At 71.9% G+C, this 17,353-nt stretch carries 16 protein-coding genes; 4 read left to right on the forward strand and 12 right to left on the reverse strand.

All coding sequences use genetic code 11. The features are described 5' to 3' along the window. Positions 1-18 precede the first annotated feature (18 nt). From AC07FV_RS26190 to AC07FV_RS26210, 5 genes are all read right to left on the reverse strand, one after another. Positions 19-1,521, reverse strand: coding sequence for a glycoside hydrolase family 43 protein (locus AC07FV_RS26190; RefSeq protein WP_479089680.1), 1,503 nt, complete (start codon positions 1,519-1,521; stop codon positions 19-21). 137 nt (positions 1,522-1,658) lie between these two features. After that, on the reverse strand, positions 1,659-2,693 hold the full coding sequence (locus AC07FV_RS26195; protein WP_479089681.1) for an ABC transporter permease: 1,035 nt from the start codon (positions 2,691-2,693) through the stop codon (positions 1,659-1,661). After that, positions 2,690-3,652, reverse strand: a complete 963-nt coding sequence (locus tag AC07FV_RS26200; RefSeq protein ID WP_479089682.1) for an ABC transporter permease — start codon at positions 3,650-3,652, stop codon at positions 2,690-2,692. The genes AC07FV_RS26195 and AC07FV_RS26200 overlap by 4 nt, the downstream gene beginning before the upstream one ends. After that, on the reverse strand, positions 3,645-5,204 hold the full coding sequence (locus tag AC07FV_RS26205) for a sugar ABC transporter ATP-binding protein (protein WP_479089683.1): 1,560 nt from the start codon (positions 5,202-5,204) through the stop codon (positions 3,645-3,647). Before AC07FV_RS26205 ends, AC07FV_RS26200 begins: the two co-directional genes overlap by 8 nt. A gap of 71 nt (positions 5,205-5,275) precedes the next feature. After that, positions 5,276-6,370 (reverse strand): ABC transporter substrate-binding protein, encoded by a 1,095-nt coding sequence (locus tag AC07FV_RS26210; RefSeq protein ID WP_479089684.1) that lies wholly within the window; start codon positions 6,368-6,370, stop codon positions 5,276-5,278. A gap of 256 nt (positions 6,371-6,626) precedes the next feature. On the opposite strand from AC07FV_RS26210, the gene AC07FV_RS26215 reads away from it, so the two are divergent. Further along, positions 6,627-7,061, forward strand: a complete 435-nt coding sequence (locus tag AC07FV_RS26215; RefSeq protein ID WP_479089685.1) for a VOC family protein — start codon at positions 6,627-6,629, stop codon at positions 7,059-7,061. A gap of 62 nt (positions 7,062-7,123) precedes the next feature. On the opposite strand, the gene AC07FV_RS26220 is transcribed toward AC07FV_RS26215, so the two are convergent. Beyond that, entirely contained in the window at positions 7,124-8,137 is a 1,014-nt protein-coding gene (locus AC07FV_RS26220) for a LacI family DNA-binding transcriptional regulator (RefSeq protein WP_479089686.1), read from the reverse strand. A gap of 153 nt (positions 8,138-8,290) precedes the next feature. Continuing rightward, positions 8,291-9,373, reverse strand: a complete 1,083-nt coding sequence (locus AC07FV_RS26225; RefSeq protein ID WP_479089687.1) for an NAD(P)-dependent alcohol dehydrogenase — start codon at positions 9,371-9,373, stop codon at positions 8,291-8,293. A gap of 106 nt (positions 9,374-9,479) precedes the next feature. Between AC07FV_RS26225 and AC07FV_RS26230 the strand changes: the two genes are divergently transcribed. Further along, on the forward strand, positions 9,480-10,079 hold the full coding sequence (locus AC07FV_RS26230; protein ID WP_479089688.1) for a TetR/AcrR family transcriptional regulator: 600 nt from the start codon (positions 9,480-9,482) through the stop codon (positions 10,077-10,079). Positions 10,080-10,145: 66 nt separating this feature from the next. On the opposite strand, the gene AC07FV_RS26235 is transcribed toward AC07FV_RS26230, so the two are convergent. Next, on the reverse strand, positions 10,146-10,493 hold the full coding sequence (locus AC07FV_RS26235; RefSeq protein WP_479089689.1) for a VOC family protein: 348 nt from the start codon (positions 10,491-10,493) through the stop codon (positions 10,146-10,148). A gap of 194 nt (positions 10,494-10,687) precedes the next feature. Next, positions 10,688-11,578: an SDR family oxidoreductase gene (locus AC07FV_RS26240; protein WP_479089690.1), complete on the reverse strand. Its 891-nt coding sequence runs from the start codon at positions 11,576-11,578 to the stop codon at positions 10,688-10,690. Between the two features lie 582 nt (positions 11,579-12,160). Between AC07FV_RS26240 and AC07FV_RS26245 the strand changes: the two genes are divergently transcribed. Then, positions 12,161-13,450: a hypothetical protein gene (locus AC07FV_RS26245; RefSeq protein ID WP_479089691.1), complete on the forward strand. Its 1,290-nt coding sequence runs from the start codon at positions 12,161-12,163 to the stop codon at positions 13,448-13,450. A 94-nt stretch (positions 13,451-13,544) separates the two neighbouring features. Here the strand turns inward: AC07FV_RS26245 and AC07FV_RS26250 are convergent, their stop codons facing one another. From AC07FV_RS26250 to AC07FV_RS26260, 3 genes are all read right to left on the reverse strand, one after another. Beyond that, positions 13,545-14,111, reverse strand: coding sequence for a hypothetical protein (locus AC07FV_RS26250; RefSeq protein WP_479089692.1), 567 nt, complete (start codon positions 14,109-14,111; stop codon positions 13,545-13,547). Between the two features lie 133 nt (positions 14,112-14,244). After that, the gene (locus AC07FV_RS26255) at positions 14,245-15,096 is read right to left on the reverse strand and encodes a phosphotransferase enzyme family protein (protein ID WP_479089693.1); all 852 of its coding nucleotides are present in this window, start codon (positions 15,094-15,096) and stop codon (positions 14,245-14,247) included. Positions 15,097-15,184: 88 nt separating this feature from the next. Then, positions 15,185-15,661 carry a MarR family winged helix-turn-helix transcriptional regulator gene (locus AC07FV_RS26260; RefSeq protein ID WP_479089694.1) on the reverse strand — a complete coding sequence of 159 codons (477 nt, stop codon included), beginning with the start codon at positions 15,659-15,661 and terminating at the stop codon, positions 15,185-15,187. Positions 15,662-15,864: 203 nt separating this feature from the next. On the opposite strand from AC07FV_RS26260, the gene eno reads away from it, so the two are divergent. Then, entirely contained in the window at positions 15,865-17,142 is a 1,278-nt protein-coding gene (gene eno, locus AC07FV_RS26265; RefSeq protein ID WP_479089695.1) for a phosphopyruvate hydratase, read from the forward strand. Positions 17,143-17,353: the final 211 nt, after the last annotated feature.

A 17,353-nucleotide genomic window follows, 5' to 3' on the forward strand; every position in this document is an offset into this window, starting at 1 on the left:
GGGCGACCGGGCCGGAGGTCACTGCGCCGGGTGCACCGCCACGTTGTCGAAGGAGGCGGCCGTGTCGAAGACCCGGACGCCGTTCGCCCCGCTGCGGTAGGTGCCGTCGGTGACGGAGATCCTCGGCGTCGTCATGTCGTCGACGTACACCTTGAGGGAGGAGCCGACGGCGCTGACGCGCAGGCGGTGGGTCGTACCGGGCGCGGTCGGCACCCGCGCGGTGCCCAGTGGGGTCCAGTCGTCGTTCGCCCGGCCCAGGACGACCCTGCCGTCGGGGCCGATGCCCGCGTAGTAGCCGGAGTAGCTGTCCCAGCCGATCGACGGCCGTGTCACCCGGAAGGCCAGGCCGGCGTCGCCGCCGCCCGAGGTGACCGTGACGTCGGCGTCCTGGGTGAAGTCGGCGAAGTTCGTGTCGAGGAGCGCCTTGCCGCCCTGGGAGCGGTTCACCCGGTAGCTTCCGTCACCGGCCGACCAGGAGCCGCCGTACGTCTTCCAGCCCAGCGCGTTGCGGTCGGCGAAGTTGTCCTTCACCTGCATCCGCACCCGGCGGATGGTTCCGTCCTCGTTGAAGTACAGGCGGTCGTAGGCGAGTTGCCGGTGGTTGCCGTCGGTCTCGCCGAGGGGGCGCCGGTGGTAGACGATGTACCACACGTCGGTGCCGGGCACGTTGACGACGGAGTGGTGGCCGGACCCCTTGGCGACGGCCGGGTCCTGGGCGAGCACTCGGTCGATCTTCCTGAAGGGGCCGGTGGGCGAGTCGGACATGGCGTAGGACACCGAGTAGTCCGGGCCGGTCCAGCCACCCTCGGACCACATCAGGTAGTAGGTGCCGTTGCGCTTGAACATGAAGGAGCCCTCGGTGTAGTTCTCCGGGGTGATCTCCTTGTAGGTCGAGCCGTCGGCGAAGGTGCCGAGGCTCGTCATGTCGGGGTTGAGCTTGACGACGTTGGCGTGGTGCCAGCCGCCGTAGTACATGTACGCCTGGCCGTCGTCGTCGATGAAGACGTCCTGGTCGATGGGTTGCGCGCCGTTGTGGAACCGGGAGACGAGCGGTTTGCCCAGGGCGTCCTTGTAGGGCCCCTCCGGCCGGTCGGCGACGGCGACTCCGATGCCGCCGAGCTGCGCGTCGCTCTGGATGTCGTTGGCGGCGAAGTACAGGTAGTACCTGCCGTTGCGGTGCACCGGCGCCGGCGCCCACAGGGCGTACTCGGCCCAGGGGATGTCCGCCGTCCTCAGGACGTCGGGGTGCCGGGTCCAGTGGACCATGTCGGTCGAGGAGAAGGCGTCGAGCCGGGTCTGCTCGGCGTAGCTCTTCGAGGTCGTCGGGTAGACCCAGTAACGGCCGTCGTAGATCTCGGTGTCGGGGTCGGCGTACCAGCCGTCGACGAAGGGGTTGCCCGCCTCGGCCGTCGTGTACACGGGGGCGGCGACGGCGGGGGTCGGGGAGAGCAGGGCGAGGAGCCCGCCGGCGAGCAGCGAGGCGCAGGACCTGGCGAGGAGCCCGGTCGTTCCGGCAGTCATGGCTGGGACCTCCGTGGAGTGGGCACTGGGGCGGACGGTGGGGGACGAGCTGGGGCCGCGTGCCACCGGACGGTCGCCCGACCGGAGCCGGACGCGGCAGCCGGTGCCCGATCCACGGCCACCGCGTCCGGTGCTTGTCACATCAGTTGCCGTCTGCGGCCCAGCCAGGTCTGGGCGATCACGACGAGCGCCAGGAAGGCGCCGCTCACGACCAGTTGGTACGAGGAGTCCAGGGATCCGATCTGGTTGATGACGTTCTGGATGACCTTCAGGAGCAGGACGCCCACCAGCGATCCGCTGACGTAACCGAGGCCGCCGGTGAGCAGGGTGCCGCCGATGACGACGGCCGAGATGGCGTCGAGTTCCATGCCGTTGCCGAGGATGGTCACCCCGGAGGCGAGCCACGCGGCGTTGAGCGCGCCGGCGAGACCGGCCAGCACTCCCGACAGGGTGTAGACGAGGATCTTGGTACGGGCCACGGGGGCGCCCATCAGGGCCGCCGCGTCCTCGTTGCCGCCGACCGCGTACACGTGTTGTCCGAAGCGGGTGCGGCGCAGCACCACGGCGCCCGCGGCGAACAGCGCCAGCGTGATCCAGACCGGGTTGCCGACGCCCAGGGTGCTGCCCTGGCCGAGTTCGGCGAGGAAGGAGCCCTTGCCGATCAGGTAGGTGTTCGCGCCCTCGTCGGTGAGGGCCAGCATCAGTCCCCGCGCCCCCAGCATGGCGGCCAGAGTGACGATGAAGGGGGCGAGGCGGGAGCGGGCCACGAGCAGCCCGTTGACGACGCCGATCAGGCCGCAGACCAGGAGGGGCAGCAGCAGCGCCACCAGGGTTCCGTGCCGGGAGCCCCAGGCCGCGAGGACGCCGCCGAGTGCGAACAGGGAGCCGACCGACAGGTCGATGCCGCCGGTGACGATGACGAAGGTCATGCCGAGCGCGACGATCGCGAGGAACGCCGAACTCGTGGCCATGTTGGAGACGTTGTCGCCGGTGGCGAACGAGTCGAAGCTGAACGAGGCGACGATCGAGACGATCACCAGCACCGCCGGCGCGCCGTGCTGCTGGACGAGGGCGCTCAACCGTTCGGAGCGGGCGGAGCCGACGGGTCCCTCGGTGTCGGCGGCCGCGTCGCTCGCGGTGGTCACGGGCGTGTCCGTGTTCGTGACGGTCATCGCTTCCCTCGTCCCCGTGCCACGTAGACCGCGCACACGATCACTATGGCCTGGGCGATCTGGGTCCACGACGGGGGCAGATCGTGCTTGATCAGGGTGGCGGTGAGCAGTTGGATGAGCACCGCCCCGGCCACGGTGCCGGCGATGTTGACCCGGCCGCCGGTCAGCGGGGTGCCGCCGACCACCACCGCGGTGATGGCGGACAGCTCCATCAGGTTGCCCAGCGAGGTCGGGTCGCTGGCCTGGAGCCGGGCGGTGGCCAGCACGCCCGCCACCGCGGCGAGCAGGGCGCAGGCGACGTACACGATGATGAGCACGCGGCGCACCGGCAGGCCCGCGAGGTGTGCGGCGGGGCGGCTGTCGCCGATGGCCAGCAGTTGCCGGCCGAAGGTGGTGCGGCGGACCACGAAGGCGACCAGCAGTGCCAGTACGGCGGCGATCAGGATGAGGTGGGGGACCCCGAGGACGTCACCTGAGCCGAGGGAGGCCAGCGCCGGGTTGTGCAGGTCCTTCAGTTGCGGGAGCAGCACCAGGGCCAGGCCCCGGCCGCCGACCATGAGGGCCAGCGTGGCCACGATGGGCTGGACCCCGACGAACGCCACCAGCGCTCCGTTGGCCAGCCCCGCCCCCGCGGCGAACAGGGCCACCACCAGCAGGGCGGGCAGCAGTCCGTAGCCGAGGTAGAGGGCCGTCACCGAGGCCGCCAGGGCCATCACCGCGCCGACCGACAGGTCGACGCCCTCGGTGCCGATGACCAGGGCCATGCCCAGCGCGACGATGATGACGGGCGCGACCTGCACGGCCTGGGTGCGGAAGTTCTCGGCGGACAGGAAGTGCGGGGTGATGACGATGTTGACGACCAGGAGGAGCGCCACGCCCGCGTAGACGCCGTAGGTCTGCAACCACTGGAGGAGGCGGGCCTTGTCGAGCGGGGCGGTGCGGAGGGTGGCTTCAGCCATCGGTGCCGGCCTCCTCCGCCGCGTCGGGTGCCGGGGCGCCGCCGGCGATCGTGCGCATCAGCTTGTCCTCGGTGACGTCGTCGCCGGTCAGCACACCGACGACCGCACCGTCCTTCAGTACGACCACGCGGTCGGACCCTTCGATCAGTTCCTCCGGGTCGGAGGAGATGAGCAGGACGCCCAGGCCGTCCCCGGCCAGTTCGTCCACGAGTTTCTGCACCTCGGCCTTGGCGCCGACGTCGATGCCGCGGGTGGGCTCGTCCAGGAGCAGCACCTTGGGGTTCATGGCCAGCCAGCGGGCGAGGAGCACCTTCTGCTGGTTGCCGCCGGAGAGTTCGCCGACCTTCTGGTGCGGGGAGGACGCCTTGATGCGCAGCCGCTTGACGAAGGTGTCGACGATGCTGTCCACGCGGGCCTCGGAGACCAGGCCGAAGCGGGAGAGCCGGGGCAGTGCCGCGAGCGCTATGTTCTCGCGGACCGACAGCCCGGGGACGATGCCCTCGCTCTTGCGGTCCTCCGGCAGCAGGCTGATCCCGGCGCGGATCGCGGCCGGGGTGGAGCCGCCGCGCAACGGTACGCCGGCCACCGTGACCCGGCCCGCGCTGCGGGCGAGGGCTCCGGAGACGGCCTTCGCCGTCTCGGTGCGTCCCGAACCGAGCAGGCCGCCGAGGCCCACGACCTCACCCGGGCGGATGCTGACGGAGACGTCGTGCAGCTTGTGCGGGACCGTCAGCCCCTCCGCGTGGAGGACGGGCCGGGCGTCCACGGCGTCGTGGTCCCCGGAGAACTTGGTCGCCCCCTCCTCGCGGACCTCGCCCAGGTCCCGGCCGAGCATGGTGGACACCAGGGAGAGGCGGTCCAGGTCGGCCAGCCGGCCGTGGTGCACGCGGCGGCCGTCGCGCAGCACGGTGACGGTGTCGCACACGGTGTAGAGCTCGTCGAGGCGGTGGCTCACGTAGACGACGGCGATCCCCGCCTCCCGCAGGCGCCGGATGACCGAGAACAGGGTCGCCACTTCCCGGGGTTCGAGCGAGGAGGTCGGTTCGTCCATGATGACGATCCGGGCGTCCGTCGCCACGGCTCGGGCCAGGGCGACCATCTGCTGGGCTCCGACACCGAGGGTGCGCAGCGGTTGCCGTACGTCCACCCGGACGCCGTGGGCGGCGAGTGCCTCCTCGGCCTCCCGGTTCATGCGGGCCACGTCCAACAGGCCGAAGCGGTTGCGCGGTTCGCGGCCCAGGAAGAGGTTGCGGGCCACGCTCAGCAGCGGGATGAGGTTGACCTCTTGGTAGATGGTGGAGATCCCGGCCCGCTGCGCCTCCAGCGGGGTGGCGAAGGAGACCTCGCGGCCCTGGAAGGTGAGGGTGCCCGCGTCGGGCCGGTGGACGCCGGTGAGGAGCTTGATGAGGGTCGACTTGCCGGCGCCGTTCTCGCCGATCAGCGCGTGCACCTCGCCGGGGTGCAGGGTCAGGTCCACGTCGACCAGGGCCCGGACGCCGGGGAAGGTCTTGCTGAGTCCGCGGACGGCGAGGACTTCGGCGGGGGGTGCCACCTGTGCCTCCAGGAGGAGAAGGGGTTCGGGAGCGGCGGAGGGGCCCGGGGTCTCCGGGCCCCTCGGGGTGGTCAGTAGGCCTTGCCGATGTCCTGCTTGGCGTTGTCCGCGTTGTAGGCGCCGTCCTGGATGATGACGTCCTGGGGGACTTCCCCGCCCTTGGTGAAGGTGTCGAGCGTCTGGAACGCCAGCGGTCCGAACCGCGGGTTGGACTCGATGACGCCGCTGATCCAGCCGTCCACGGCACCCTGCACGGCGTTGCGGGTGCCGTCCACGGTGACGATCCTGACGTCGCCCGCCTTCCTGCCGGCACCCTTCAGGGCGGTCACCGCGCCGAGGCCCATCTCGTCGTTCTCTGCGTAGATCCCCTTGATGTCCGGCTTGGACTGGATGAGTTGCTCGGTGACCTGCTGGCCCTTCTCGCGGGCGAAGTCGCCGGTCTGCTCGAAGACGACCTTCAGCTTCGGGGCCTTCTCGGCGAGCCGCTCCTTGAAGCCCTTGGTCCGCTCGGTGGTGACGTTGTTCCCGGCGGAACCGAGCAGGATCGCGACCTCGCCCTTGCCGCCCGTGGCCTCGATCATCTGGTCGGCGGCCCGCCGGCCCTGCTCGACGAAGTCGGAGGCGATGAAGGAGACGTAGTCCTTGCAGGGGTCCGCGTTGATCTTGCGGTCGATCGTGATGATCGGCACCTTCTTGGCGGCGGCTGCCTGGAGCACCGGGTCCCAGCCGTCGGAGTTGAGCGGGGCGATGACCAGCAGGTCAGCTCCCTTGGCCAGCAGGTTCTGCACGTCGCTGATCTGCTTGGAGAACTGCGACTGGGCGTTGGCCGTCAGCAGTTTGACGCCCCGCTTGCCGGCCTCGTCCTTGATGGACCGGGTCTCCGCGATGCGGAAGGGGTTGGCTTCCTTCTCCGACTGGGAGAAGCCGACGGTGGCGTTCTTCAGGTCGATCTTCTCCGCCCCGTAGGCGTCGATGGCACAGGTCTTGCTGCCCGGAGCGGGCGTGACGACCTTCTGTTCCGAACCGGCGGCCGCGGTGGACTCCTGGTCGCCCGAAGCGTCGTCCTCCGACTTCGAGCAGGCGGTCGCGGTCAGGGCGACCGCGGCGGCCAGGGCCACGAGGACGGGACGGGCGAGGTGGTGCGGGCGGTGCGTGCTGCGCTGCATGGTGACCCCGATCCGGGCGACGCTGAAAGGGAATTGGGGAGCCGGGCAGACGAGCGGAGGTGGCGCTGCTCCCCCGGCGGCCAACGTTGTCAGGTCCGCCGCAATGAGGTTTTACATCGTTGAAAGGGGGCTGTAAACCCCCCGTGCGCGACCTGCGGGCGGGTTGCGTGGAGCGTGCGGGGCACGCGGACGTCCGGGTGGCCCCCGGGAGCGAAACGACGGAGACAGCGGTGAACTGCGCCCCTACGATGACCCGATGACGACGATCAAGCAGTTCCAGGTCACCTTCGACTGCGCGGAACCCGAGCGGGTGGCCCGCTTCTGGTGCGAGGTGCTGGGGTACGTGGTACCGCCGCCGCCGGAGGGGTTCGCCACGTGGGGCGACTACGACCGTTCACTGCCGCCCGAGCGCCAGGGGGCCGGGTTCGTGTGCCACGACCCCTCCGGCACGGGCCCGCGCCTGTACTTCCAGCGCGTTCCCGAGGGCAAGGTCGTCAAGAACCGGGTGCATCTCGACGTACGGGTCGGCACCGGACTGGTGGGGGAAGAGCGTCTGGCCGCCCTGGAGGCCGAGTGCGCGCGGCTGGTCCCGCTCGGCGCGGTGCGCGGACGGCTGCTGCTCGCCGACGACGAGAACGAGTCGTGCCTCAACATGCAGGACGTCGAGGGCAACGAGTTCTGTCTCGACTGAGCGCGCGGAACGCGGGGCCCTCACGGCAAGGATCTCGTCGCCTTCCGGGCCCCGTCGTCTCGTCACTCCGTGCCGCGGCCCAGGGTGCTCTCCCGCTCGACCAGACGGTACTCCGCCCACACGCGCCGGGGTTCGGGAGCGGCCCCGCCGAGCCGGGCGAGCACCGACTCCACGGCGAGGCGGCCGATGGCCCCCTTGTCCGGCGAGACCGAGGTGAGGGTCACCGCACCGAACCGCCCCTCGACCACGTCGTCGAAACCGACCACCGCGATGTCCTCCGGCACCCGCAGTCCCCGTGCATGGAGCACCCGCATCGCTCCGATGGCCATCGGGTCGTTGTAGGCGAAGACCGCGTCGGGGTGCCTGCCCGCGTCGAGGATGCGGGTCATGGCCGCCGCGCCGTCGGCGTGCCCCCAGCCGTCGGTGGCGGCGACGAGCGCGTCGTCCACGGGGAGGCCCGCGGCCGTCAGCTCCTCGCGCCAGCCGCGTACCCGGAGCTGGGCGGGTTCGTTGCGCCCGCGCCGGGCGCCGATGAACGCGACCTCGCGGCGCCCCAGTCCGACCAGGTGCCGCACCGCCGCGCGCGCGGCGGCGACGTTGTCGATGGCGATGTGGTCGTACGGCAGGTCGTAGTCCCGTTCGCCCAGCAGCACCAGCGGCACGTTCCCCGCACGGTCGCGCAGGTCCTCGGCCTCCAGCTCGATGGGACTGAGGATCAGTCCGTCGATGACCCGGGCCCTGAACCCCTGGCTGACCAGGAGTTCCTGCTCGCGTCGCCCGCCGGTGTGGTCCAGGAGCACGGTGTAGTCGTGCTCGGCCGCCGTGTCGATGACGGCCGCGGCGAGCTCCGCGAAGTAGGGGTTGCCCAGCTCGGGCAGGGCGAGGGCGATGATGCCCGTGCGTCCCGCGCGCAGGTGCCGGGCGGTCAGGTTGGGCCGGTAACCCAGCTCGTCGATGGAACGCTGGACGCGCTCGCGCATGGCGGGGGTGACGTGCCGGAAGTTGTTCACCACGTTGGAGACGGTCTTGATGGAGACCCCCGCGTGCGCGGCGACGTCCTTGAGGCTGACCCGCACGGCATTCCCCTCCTGAGCGACCCGACTCGGGTGGCCGGTGCGGAACCGGTGCCGTCACCGTGAGCCGTGCGCCGAGCCCGTGCCCCGATTTTACAACGTTATACATCCGTTGTCGTCACGCTGACAAGGCACTGGCCACCCGCGCGGCCCGGGTCAGCGGCGGCCGTCCGCGTGCCGGTCGCGCCCCGGCGTTCGGTCGAGGTCGGACAGGTCCAGCACGAAGCGGTAGCGGACGTCGTTGCGCCCCAGCCGGTCGAAGGCCTCGTGCAGACGCGCCGAGGGGAGGAGTTCGATGTCAGCGGCGATGCCGTGCCGTGCGCAGAAGTCCAGCATCTCGGCGGTCGCCCGCACCCCGCCGCTGCCCGCGGAGCTGAGCCTCTTGCGACCCACGAGCAGGTCGGTGACCTCCAGGGTGACCGATCCGAGGTGGCCGACACAGCTGAGGGTGCCGTCCATGGCGACCAGACCGAGGTAGGGCGCGAGGTCGTGCGGCGCGGAGACGGTGTCGATGACGACGTCGAAGCGGTCGCGGGCGGCGGCCATCTGCCGCGGGTCCGTGGAGACCACGAGCCCCGTGGCGCCGAGAGCGCGGGCGTCGTCGCCCTTGCCCGGTGAACGGGTGATGACCGAGGTGTCGGCCCCCAGGGCCACGGCCATCTTGACCGCGAGATGACCGAGGCCGCCCAGTCCCGCCACGGCGACGCGGGTGCCCTGACCCACTCCGAGGGCACGCAGTGGTTCCCACACGGTGATGCCGGCACACAGCAGGGGTGCGGCGGCGGCCGGGTCCAGACCGGCGGGCAGCGGATGGGCGAAGTGGTCCCGGACGACGTACTCGCGGGCGAAGCCACCCAGGGTGGTGGATCCGTCGTGCCGGTCGACGCCGTCGTAGGTCAGCGTCGGAAACGCGTGGCAGAAGTTCTCCTGACCGACCCGGCACATGGCGCACACGCCGCACGAGTCGACGATGTTGCCCACCGCGACCGGGTCCCCGACGGCGAAGCGGGTGACCGCGGGGCCGGTCTCCGTCACCACCCCGGTGAACTCGTGCCCCGGCACGAGAGGTCGCCGCGCCCCGTCGCCCCGGGCGCCGAGGGCGTGCAGGTCGGTGTGGCATACACCGCAGAAGTCCACCCGGAGGGCGATGTCGTCGGGGCGCAGATCCCTCCGTTCGAGCCTGGTCCGCTCCCATGCCGCCGACGGACCATCCGCCTGCCAGCCGACCGTGCTTCTCATGGTGCCACCTTCCGGACCCGGTTACAGACAGACTGTTCGGTCTATTCACGGTGGCACAACCGGACCGCCAAGGCAAACCAACTGTTCTGTCTGGTAGCTTCGGCGCATGGCCGATCAGCCCCTGACCTCGCGCGGAGCCGCGACGTACCAGCGCATCCTCGACGTGGCGACCCGGGAGTTCGCCGAGCACGGGATCGCCGGAGCGCGTATCGAGCGGATCGTGGCGGCCGCCCGCACCAACAAGGCTCAGCTCTACGCCTACTTCGGCAACAAGGACGGGCTCTTCGACGCCATCTTCTTCGGCTCGCTGGAGCGGATCGTGAACGTCGTCCCGATCGACGCCACCGACCTCGCCGACTGGGCCGTCCGCCTGTACGACGAGTACCTGCGGCGGCCCGATCTGATCCGACTGGCCACGTGGGCACGTCTGGAGCGGCGCCCGGCCGGTCACCTGGTCGAGGACACCGACCGCCTCGACGATCCCAAGCTGCGTGCGATCGCCGAGGCGCAGGCCGCCGGTCTGGTGCGCCGGGGAGACCCCTTCGACGTCATGGCCGTGGTCATCGCCCTGTCCATGGCCTGGTCGCCGGTGAGCAACGTCTACGCGGCGACCGCGGAGGAGCCGGCTTCCGTGCACGAGCGGCGTCGTACGCTGCTGCGTGAGTGCGTCCACCGGGCGGTGGCCGCCGACCCGGGAGGCGAGTGAATCCGCGGGCGGGGCCTTCCGGTCCTTCCGCCCCTGAGGAGGGCCGGCGGCCCGGCCGCCCCTGAGCTACATGACCGGGTTCTCGATCAGCGTCACACGGTTGCCGTCGGGGTCGTGGACGGCGGCGAACCGCACGTTCCGTGCACCCGGCTCGATCGCCCCGGCGGTGATGCCGCGGCCGGCGAGGTCCGACAGCGCCTGGTCCAGGTCGTCCACCACGAGGTTCACCAGCGATGCCCCGGCGCGCTCGGGGTCCTGGAACACCTGGAGCCAGCCGGACGGGGCGATGTGCCAGTCGGCCAGCCCCGCCATCGGCCTCGCGTCGGCCGGCCGGCCCAGGAACCGCTCGTACCAGGCGACCGCGGACTCGATGTCGCTCACCGGGGCGACCGCGAGGACGTGAGTGAAGAGCATGATGAGGCCTTTCTCTGCGGCGCGGGTCCGTACACCAGGGCGGACTCCCCGACCGGAGGGAACTCGTCGCCGTCGCCGCGCCCGTCGCCGGGCCGCGCCGCGAGGGGGCCAGGAGGTGTCGTTCGGATCAGGCGGGTTCCGGCCCACGGCGCCTTCTGGCCCCCGCGGCCCCGGCATGATCCAGACGACACCCTCTAGGGCAGGGGCGTCCCACCGGTCACGTTCATGATCTCCGCCGTGACGTAGCCGGCTTCCTGCGAGGCGAGGTAGACGTAGGCGGGTGCCAGCTCGGCCGGCTGCGCGGGACGTCCGAGCGGACTCTGCTTGCCGAACTCGGCCGTGTCCGGCATCGTCGCCGGGATCAGCGGCGTCCACACCGGACCCGGCGCCACCGCGTTCACCCTGATGCCGCGTTCCGCGAGCATCTGGGCGAGACCTTGCGTGAAGGTCACGATCGCCCCCTTGGTCATCGCGTAGTCGAGCAGGTGCGGGCTGGGCTTGTACGCCTGGACCGAGGTGGTGTTGATGACGCTGCCACCCGCGGGAATGTGCGGCACGGCGAACTTCGTCAGCCAGAACATGCCGTAGAGGTTCGTCCGCACGACCCGGTCGAACTGCTCCGTCGGGATCGCCTCGATGCCGTCCGGCTGGGACATCTGGTAGGCGGCGTTGTTCACCAGCACGTCGATGCCGCCGAACTCCGAGACGGCCCGGTCGATGAGCGCCCTGCAGTTCTCCTCCGTACGGATGTCGCAGGAGACGGCCACGGCCTTCCGCCCGGCCTCCTCCACCAGCCGGGACGTCTCCCGGGCCTCGTCCTCCTCCTGCTCGAGGTAGGTGAACAGCACGTCGGCGCCCTCCCGGGCGAAGGCCAGCGCCACGGCCCGGCCGATGCCCGAGTCGCCGCCCGTGATGACGGTCCTGCGGCCCACCAGGCGCCCCGACCCGCGGTACGACTCCTCACCGTGGTCGGGCGGCGGGTCCATCGGCCCGGTCCAGCCCGGATGCGGCTGGTCCTGCGCGGCGAAGTCGGGGCGCGGGTACTGATCCGTCGGGTCCTGCTGGTGACGCTGGTCGTCCGCCACATCGGCCTCCTGTGTCTCGTGGAGCGAAGTCAGCGACCGTGTTCCCTGGCCGGGCGGTCCGAAAAGCCCCGGATCATCCGACCGCCGCCGCACCGCCCGGCCGGGCGCCGTCATGCCGGTCCGCGCCTGGCCAGCACCAGGTCATCAGGCATGGGCTGCCGGCCGGGGCCGGGGCCAGGGGGCGGTGGTCGGCGGTCGGCGGTCCTGCCCCGGGTGGTTCACCGACGTCCTGCACCCGCTCGGGGACGGCGACCTGCCACCGTGACGGCCACGGACCGGCATCCCCCGGGACCGCGCGCGTCGTCGGGCGTCACGCGGTGCCCGGCGACGACGGCACCACGGGCACCCCGTCCCGCCACGCGGCACGGAGGTGAGCGCCCGTCAGCTTACGTCGCAGGACTCCGCCCGGGTGGCGGCGCGGCCCGGACCGGCCTCCGTCCGCGTGGCCTGCCCGGTGCACGGCGCACCCGTGGAGTACGACGGCTACAGCGACGACGCAGGGTCGTACCTGCCCGACCACGGCGGCTGCGTCTCCCCCATCCGTAGCGACGTCCATGACGCCTGGCTTCCGGGAGTGCCCGCATGCTGACCCCGCCCACCTCCTACCGCGCCTCCGCCCCGCGCCGCGGAGCGCGGTCCGCGCCCCTGATGGCCGGCACGGTGTGCCTGCTCTCCCTGGCCGGTACCGCGTTGGCCTCGGCGCCGGCACCGGCCGCCGCAACCTCGTCGTCCGCCCCGGTGTCCTGGCAGTCGGACCTCTCCCGGACCGGCGCCGACGACGTCAACGTCCAGTACCGGGAAGGTGCCCTGAGGGTGCGTGACGGTTCCGTCAGCCCCGCGTCCCTGGGCCGCGACGGCGGTTACGCCTCCGCCGTACTGGAGACGCATCACGTGGACCGGCCGGTGAACCGGGTCACGGTGACCCTCGACGCGACGGTGCCCGCGACGGCGAGCGCCGAGGTCGACGTGCGGGGACGGTCGGCCGACGGAGCGTGGACCGAGTGGCGGAGCACGGCGGCCGGCGCCGCGACGCTCCTGCCGCGCCGGGTCGTCGACGTCCAGGCCCGGCTCACCCTGTGGAACGCCGAGGGGGGAGACACCGCCGCCGTGCGGGGACTGACCCTCGCGGCGGACGACGCGGGCAGCGTCCCCGCCGGTCCCGGGCTGGCGGCCTCCGCCTTCTCGGCCAGGGTCTACGCCACCCGTGAGGGCCTGGTCGGGCACACCACCGCCAACGGTCACGTCATCCGCGAGGACGACCACTTCGTGGCACTGCCCTCGCGCCGGGCGCTGTCCCCGGCCGGCAGCGGCCAGTACTCGGTGCAGGTGTGCGGTCCGGTCCGCTGCGAGACGGCGCCCGTGTGGGACGTCGGCCCCTGGAACACCCACGACGACCACTGGAACCCGTCCGCGCAGCGCGAGCAGTGGAAGGACCTGCCGAGGGGTCTGCCCGAGGCGCAGGCCGCCTACGAGGACGACTACAACGGCGGACGCGACGAGTTCGGCCGGCAGGTCGCCAACCCGGCGGGCATCGACCTGGCCGACGGCACCTTCTACAACGTGGGCCTCGACGACAACGGCTGGGTGAGCGTCACCTACCTGTGGACGGACGGCGGCGGCGACACCACCTCCTTCCCGACGTCGGGCACCGACGTCGGCGTCCGGCAGCAGGCCACGACCACCTCGACCCGCGTGGCGAACCTGCCCGGACCCACGACCGTGCGGGTGAGGTGCCAGGTCCACGGCCAGGTCGTGGACCAGGACGGCCGGAGCAACGACGCGTGGTCGTACCTGCCCGACTACGGCGGCTATGTCTCCAACGTCTTCCTCGACGTCGCCGACGCCTGGCTCCCGGGCGTGCCCGCCTGCTGACCCCGCGCGCACTCCACCGGCGCCGCGCGGTGCAGACGGGGCGGCGCCCGCCGGGGAAGCCGCCCCGCCCCGTACCGCGGGCCGCGATGGCGCCTCAGCAGCCGCCGCAGTTGTGGTACGTGACGTCCCAGTGGTTGCCCTCGTCGGCGTACACGTTGCCGGAGCCCGATCGCCACTGCGGCGCGCCGTCACCGCGGACGCCGATGTAGGTGAAGGTGTTCTTGATGTAGTTGCCGACGCACGTGTACTTGCTGAAGTCCAGTTTGTAGCCGTTCCAGTGCGAGTAGGTGCCGGAGGCGTGTCCCGTCTCGGTGCCGCCCGTGACGTTCAGTGCGCAGCCGCTGGCCCGCTTGAGGGTCTGGGCGCCCTGGGCGGTGGCGAGGTTGAGCTGGTCGAAGGAGGTACAGGTCGCGTTGTTCCGGTTGGAGCAGTTGCCGGAGGACGACCAGGTGATGCCGACGTCACGGAACATCGACGTCGCGGTGGCGTGGCTGATCTTCGTGGCCGCGAAGGCGTCGCCTGCGCCCCCGACGACCACGGCGCCCGGTGCGGCCACCAGGGCCAGGGCCGTGACCACCGACCGGAGGCGCGTGCCGGTCGTGCGGTGCCGCCTTCGCTTCGTTCCCGTCGAGGTGCCACCGGGGACGGTCGGAGACTTCATCGGACCTCCATGCGGTACGTCATGCTGCCTGTGGGGTGGTTGAGCATGCGGTGCACGACGATGGTGCCCGAGGTCTACGCGCGTACGCCAGAGTGCGTCGGGACGTGCCGCACCGCCGCCCGCCGGCCGGCGGTCAGCCGTAGGAGCCCGCCCCGGTGTCACCGACCGCCGCCCGGATCCGGCCGAGCCACTGGGTGCCGAGCCGGTGCCCGTCGGGGAACTCGTCGTCCCGGTCCCAGCGCCACGTCGTGACCATCGCCAGGACGAGCAGTCGGCACGTACGCAGCAACTCCCGGTCCGCTCCCGGGTAGTGGCCGCCGACCTCCTCGGGCGCGTGGGCGAGGTCGAACTCGACGGGTCCGCGGCAGCAGGTCTCGAAGTCGATGAAGAGCGGGCCTCTCCCGGTGGGTAGGAGGTTGCCCGGGTGCGGCTCGCCGTGCAGCAGTTGTTCGGGGCCGCCGCTCTCGCCGATCACCAGGCTCAGGTCGCTCAGCGTGCGGGCGAGCAGCTCCCGGTCCGCGTCGGCGAGCGCGGGGGTGCGGTCGCGGTCCGTCAGGAGCCCGCGCGCCTGCTCCACCCGGTCCGTGAAGTGCGGGGTGGGGACGTCGACCTTCCGCATCCCGGCGTGCAACCGTTCGAGCGCGGCGGCGTAGTCGGCCGGCGGGACCTCACGAGGTGCCACGGGTTCGTGGTGGGTCCACAGTGTCACCACGAAACCGTCGCGCTCGTGCACGCGGGGCTCCACGCGGGGGTCGGGAGCCGCCACCGGGCACCCGGCTTCGGCCAGCCGCAGGGCGAGGTCGACCTCGAACCGCGCGACCTGCTGGGCCTCGGGCGCCACCCGGGCCAGTACGTCGCCGGGGAGCAGGCGCACGGTGAGCTTGTTCGAGTCGTGGAGCACGACCGCGTCGCCGACTTCCAGGTCGAGCGACGCCGCGACCGCCACGGCCGCCGCCACCGCCCTCGTGGACTCCTCTGCCCGCATCCTTGCCCGGCCCCTCTCCTCGTCGGCACCTCCTGGCAGCACCGTCGGAGCGGTGCCGACGCGAGCGCGCGGCCGCTCCTGGTGCGGGTCACCTCCCCGCGGCACCGGCCGGGGGCGCGTCGGACCGTTCCGTCGGCGGGACCCGGTGCGCCGCGAGCCTCTCCACCAGCCCGATGCCCCGTGCCAGCAACTCCCGCTCCTCGCCGGTCAGTTCCGCCTCGATGGCCCGCGCCAGCCAGTCCGCCCTGCGCCCCCGCTCCTCCTCCAGCAGCGCCTGCCCCTGCGGCGAGAGCTCGACGAGGCTCTTGCGGCCGTCGGTCGGATGCGCCCGCCGCGTGATCAGGCCCTGTTCCATGAGAAGTCCGACGGCTCGCGCCATGGACTGCGGGCGTACGCGCTGATCGGCCGCCAGTTCGCTGGTCGTCATCGCCCCGCTGCGGTCCAGCGCGCCGAGGACGGCCACCTGGCCGAGGGGCATCTGGTCCTCGAGTTTCACGCGCCGCGTGAGCTTTCCCATCGCGGTGCGCAGTTCGGCCGCGACGGCGGTGGATTCCGGAAGGGGCATACCGAACTTTAACGCAGCCGCTCTGCGCAGCCGATACGAACAGCCTCCCTGACCAGCGAGCCTGTACAGCGAACCTACCAGCACAACTGAACAGCACAGCTGAACAGCGCAACTGAACAGCATTGCTGTAGAGTGACCGTCGTCGGGTCCAGCGCCACCGTCGTCGCAGCCGAGCCCGGCACGCAGACAACGGGAGGACTCCCATGACCGCCATCACCTCCGTCACCGGCCGCCGCGTCCTCGACAGCCGGGGCAACCCCACCGTCGAGGTGGACGTGCAGCTGTCCGACGGTTCCCTCGGCCGGGCCGCGGTCCCCTCCGGCGCGTCGACCGGCGCCCGCGAGGCCGTCGAGCTCCGCGACGGCGACCCTGCCCGCTGGCACGGCAAGGGGGTCGACCGCGCGGTGGCCCACGTCAACACGGAGCTGGCAGCCGCCGTCCGCGGTCGCGAGGCCGAGGACCAGGCCGGTCTGGACGCCGTCCTCGTCGCCACCGACGGCACCGCCGCCAAGTCGCGGCTCGGCGCCAACGCGCTCCTCGGGGTGTCCCTGGCCACGGCCAAGGCCGCGGCCGCCGCTCACCGGCTGCCGCTGTACCGCTACCTCGGCGGCTCCGACGCCCGGCTGCTGCCCGTGCCGATGATGAACATCGTCAACGGGGGCGCGCACGCCGACAATCCCCTGGACTTCCAGGAGTTCATGATCGCCCCGATCGGCGCGGAGACCTTCGCCGAGGCCGTGCGGATGGGTTCCGAGATCTTCCACACCCTGCGCCGCGACCTGCTGGCCGCCGGGCACTCCACGGGCGTGGGCGACGAGGGCGGCTTCGCGCCCGCGCTGCGCACCGCCGAGGAGGCGCTCGACTTCGTGGTGGCGGCCGTCGAACGCACGGGGTACCGGCCCGGCACGGACATCGGCCTGGTCATGGACCCGGCGTCGTCCGAGTTCTTCCGCGACGGGGTCTACGACTACGCCGGGGAGGGGGTGCGGCGCACGCCCGCCGAGCACGCGGAGTACCTCGTGAAGCTGATCGACGCCTACCCGGTCGTGTCGATCGAGGACCCGATGGCCGAGGACGACCTGGCGGGGTGGCGGGACCTGACCGGTCGGGTCGGCGACCGCTGCCAGCTCACCGGCGACGACGTCTTCTGCACGAACGAGACCCTCCTGCGCGAGGGCATCGCCTCCGGCGTGGCCAACTCGGTGCTGGTGAAGGTCAATCAGATCGGCACGCTCACGGAGGCCCTGGCCACCGTGGACACCGCCCACCGGGCGGGCTGGACCGTCGTGATGTCGCACCGCTCGGGGGAGACGGAGGACACCACGATCGCCGACCTGGCGGTGGCCACGGGCTGCGGCCAGATCAAGACCGGCTCGCTGTCCCGCTCCGACCGCACCGCCAAGTACAACCAGCTCCTGCGCATCGAGGAGGAGCTGGGAGACGGCGCGCGCTACGCGGGTGCGCAGGCGCTGCGCCGCTGACCCGCGCCGCAGAACGGGGTGGGGGGGGCAGTATCTCTGTAGGTCAGATCCCACCCCCCCCATAACCATGTCTTCCCCCTCCCCCCACCCAACCCCCCCACCCCCCCCCCCAGCCCCGAGAGGGGGTGGGGTGGGCGGGGCAGGGGTGACCGCGTGCGGTGCCGACACCGGTGTGGCGGTCGCGGGTCGGTCCCCCGCCCGGGCAAGGGAG

The sequence above is a fragment of the Streptomyces sp. NPDC045956 genome (genome assembly GCF_056430705.1).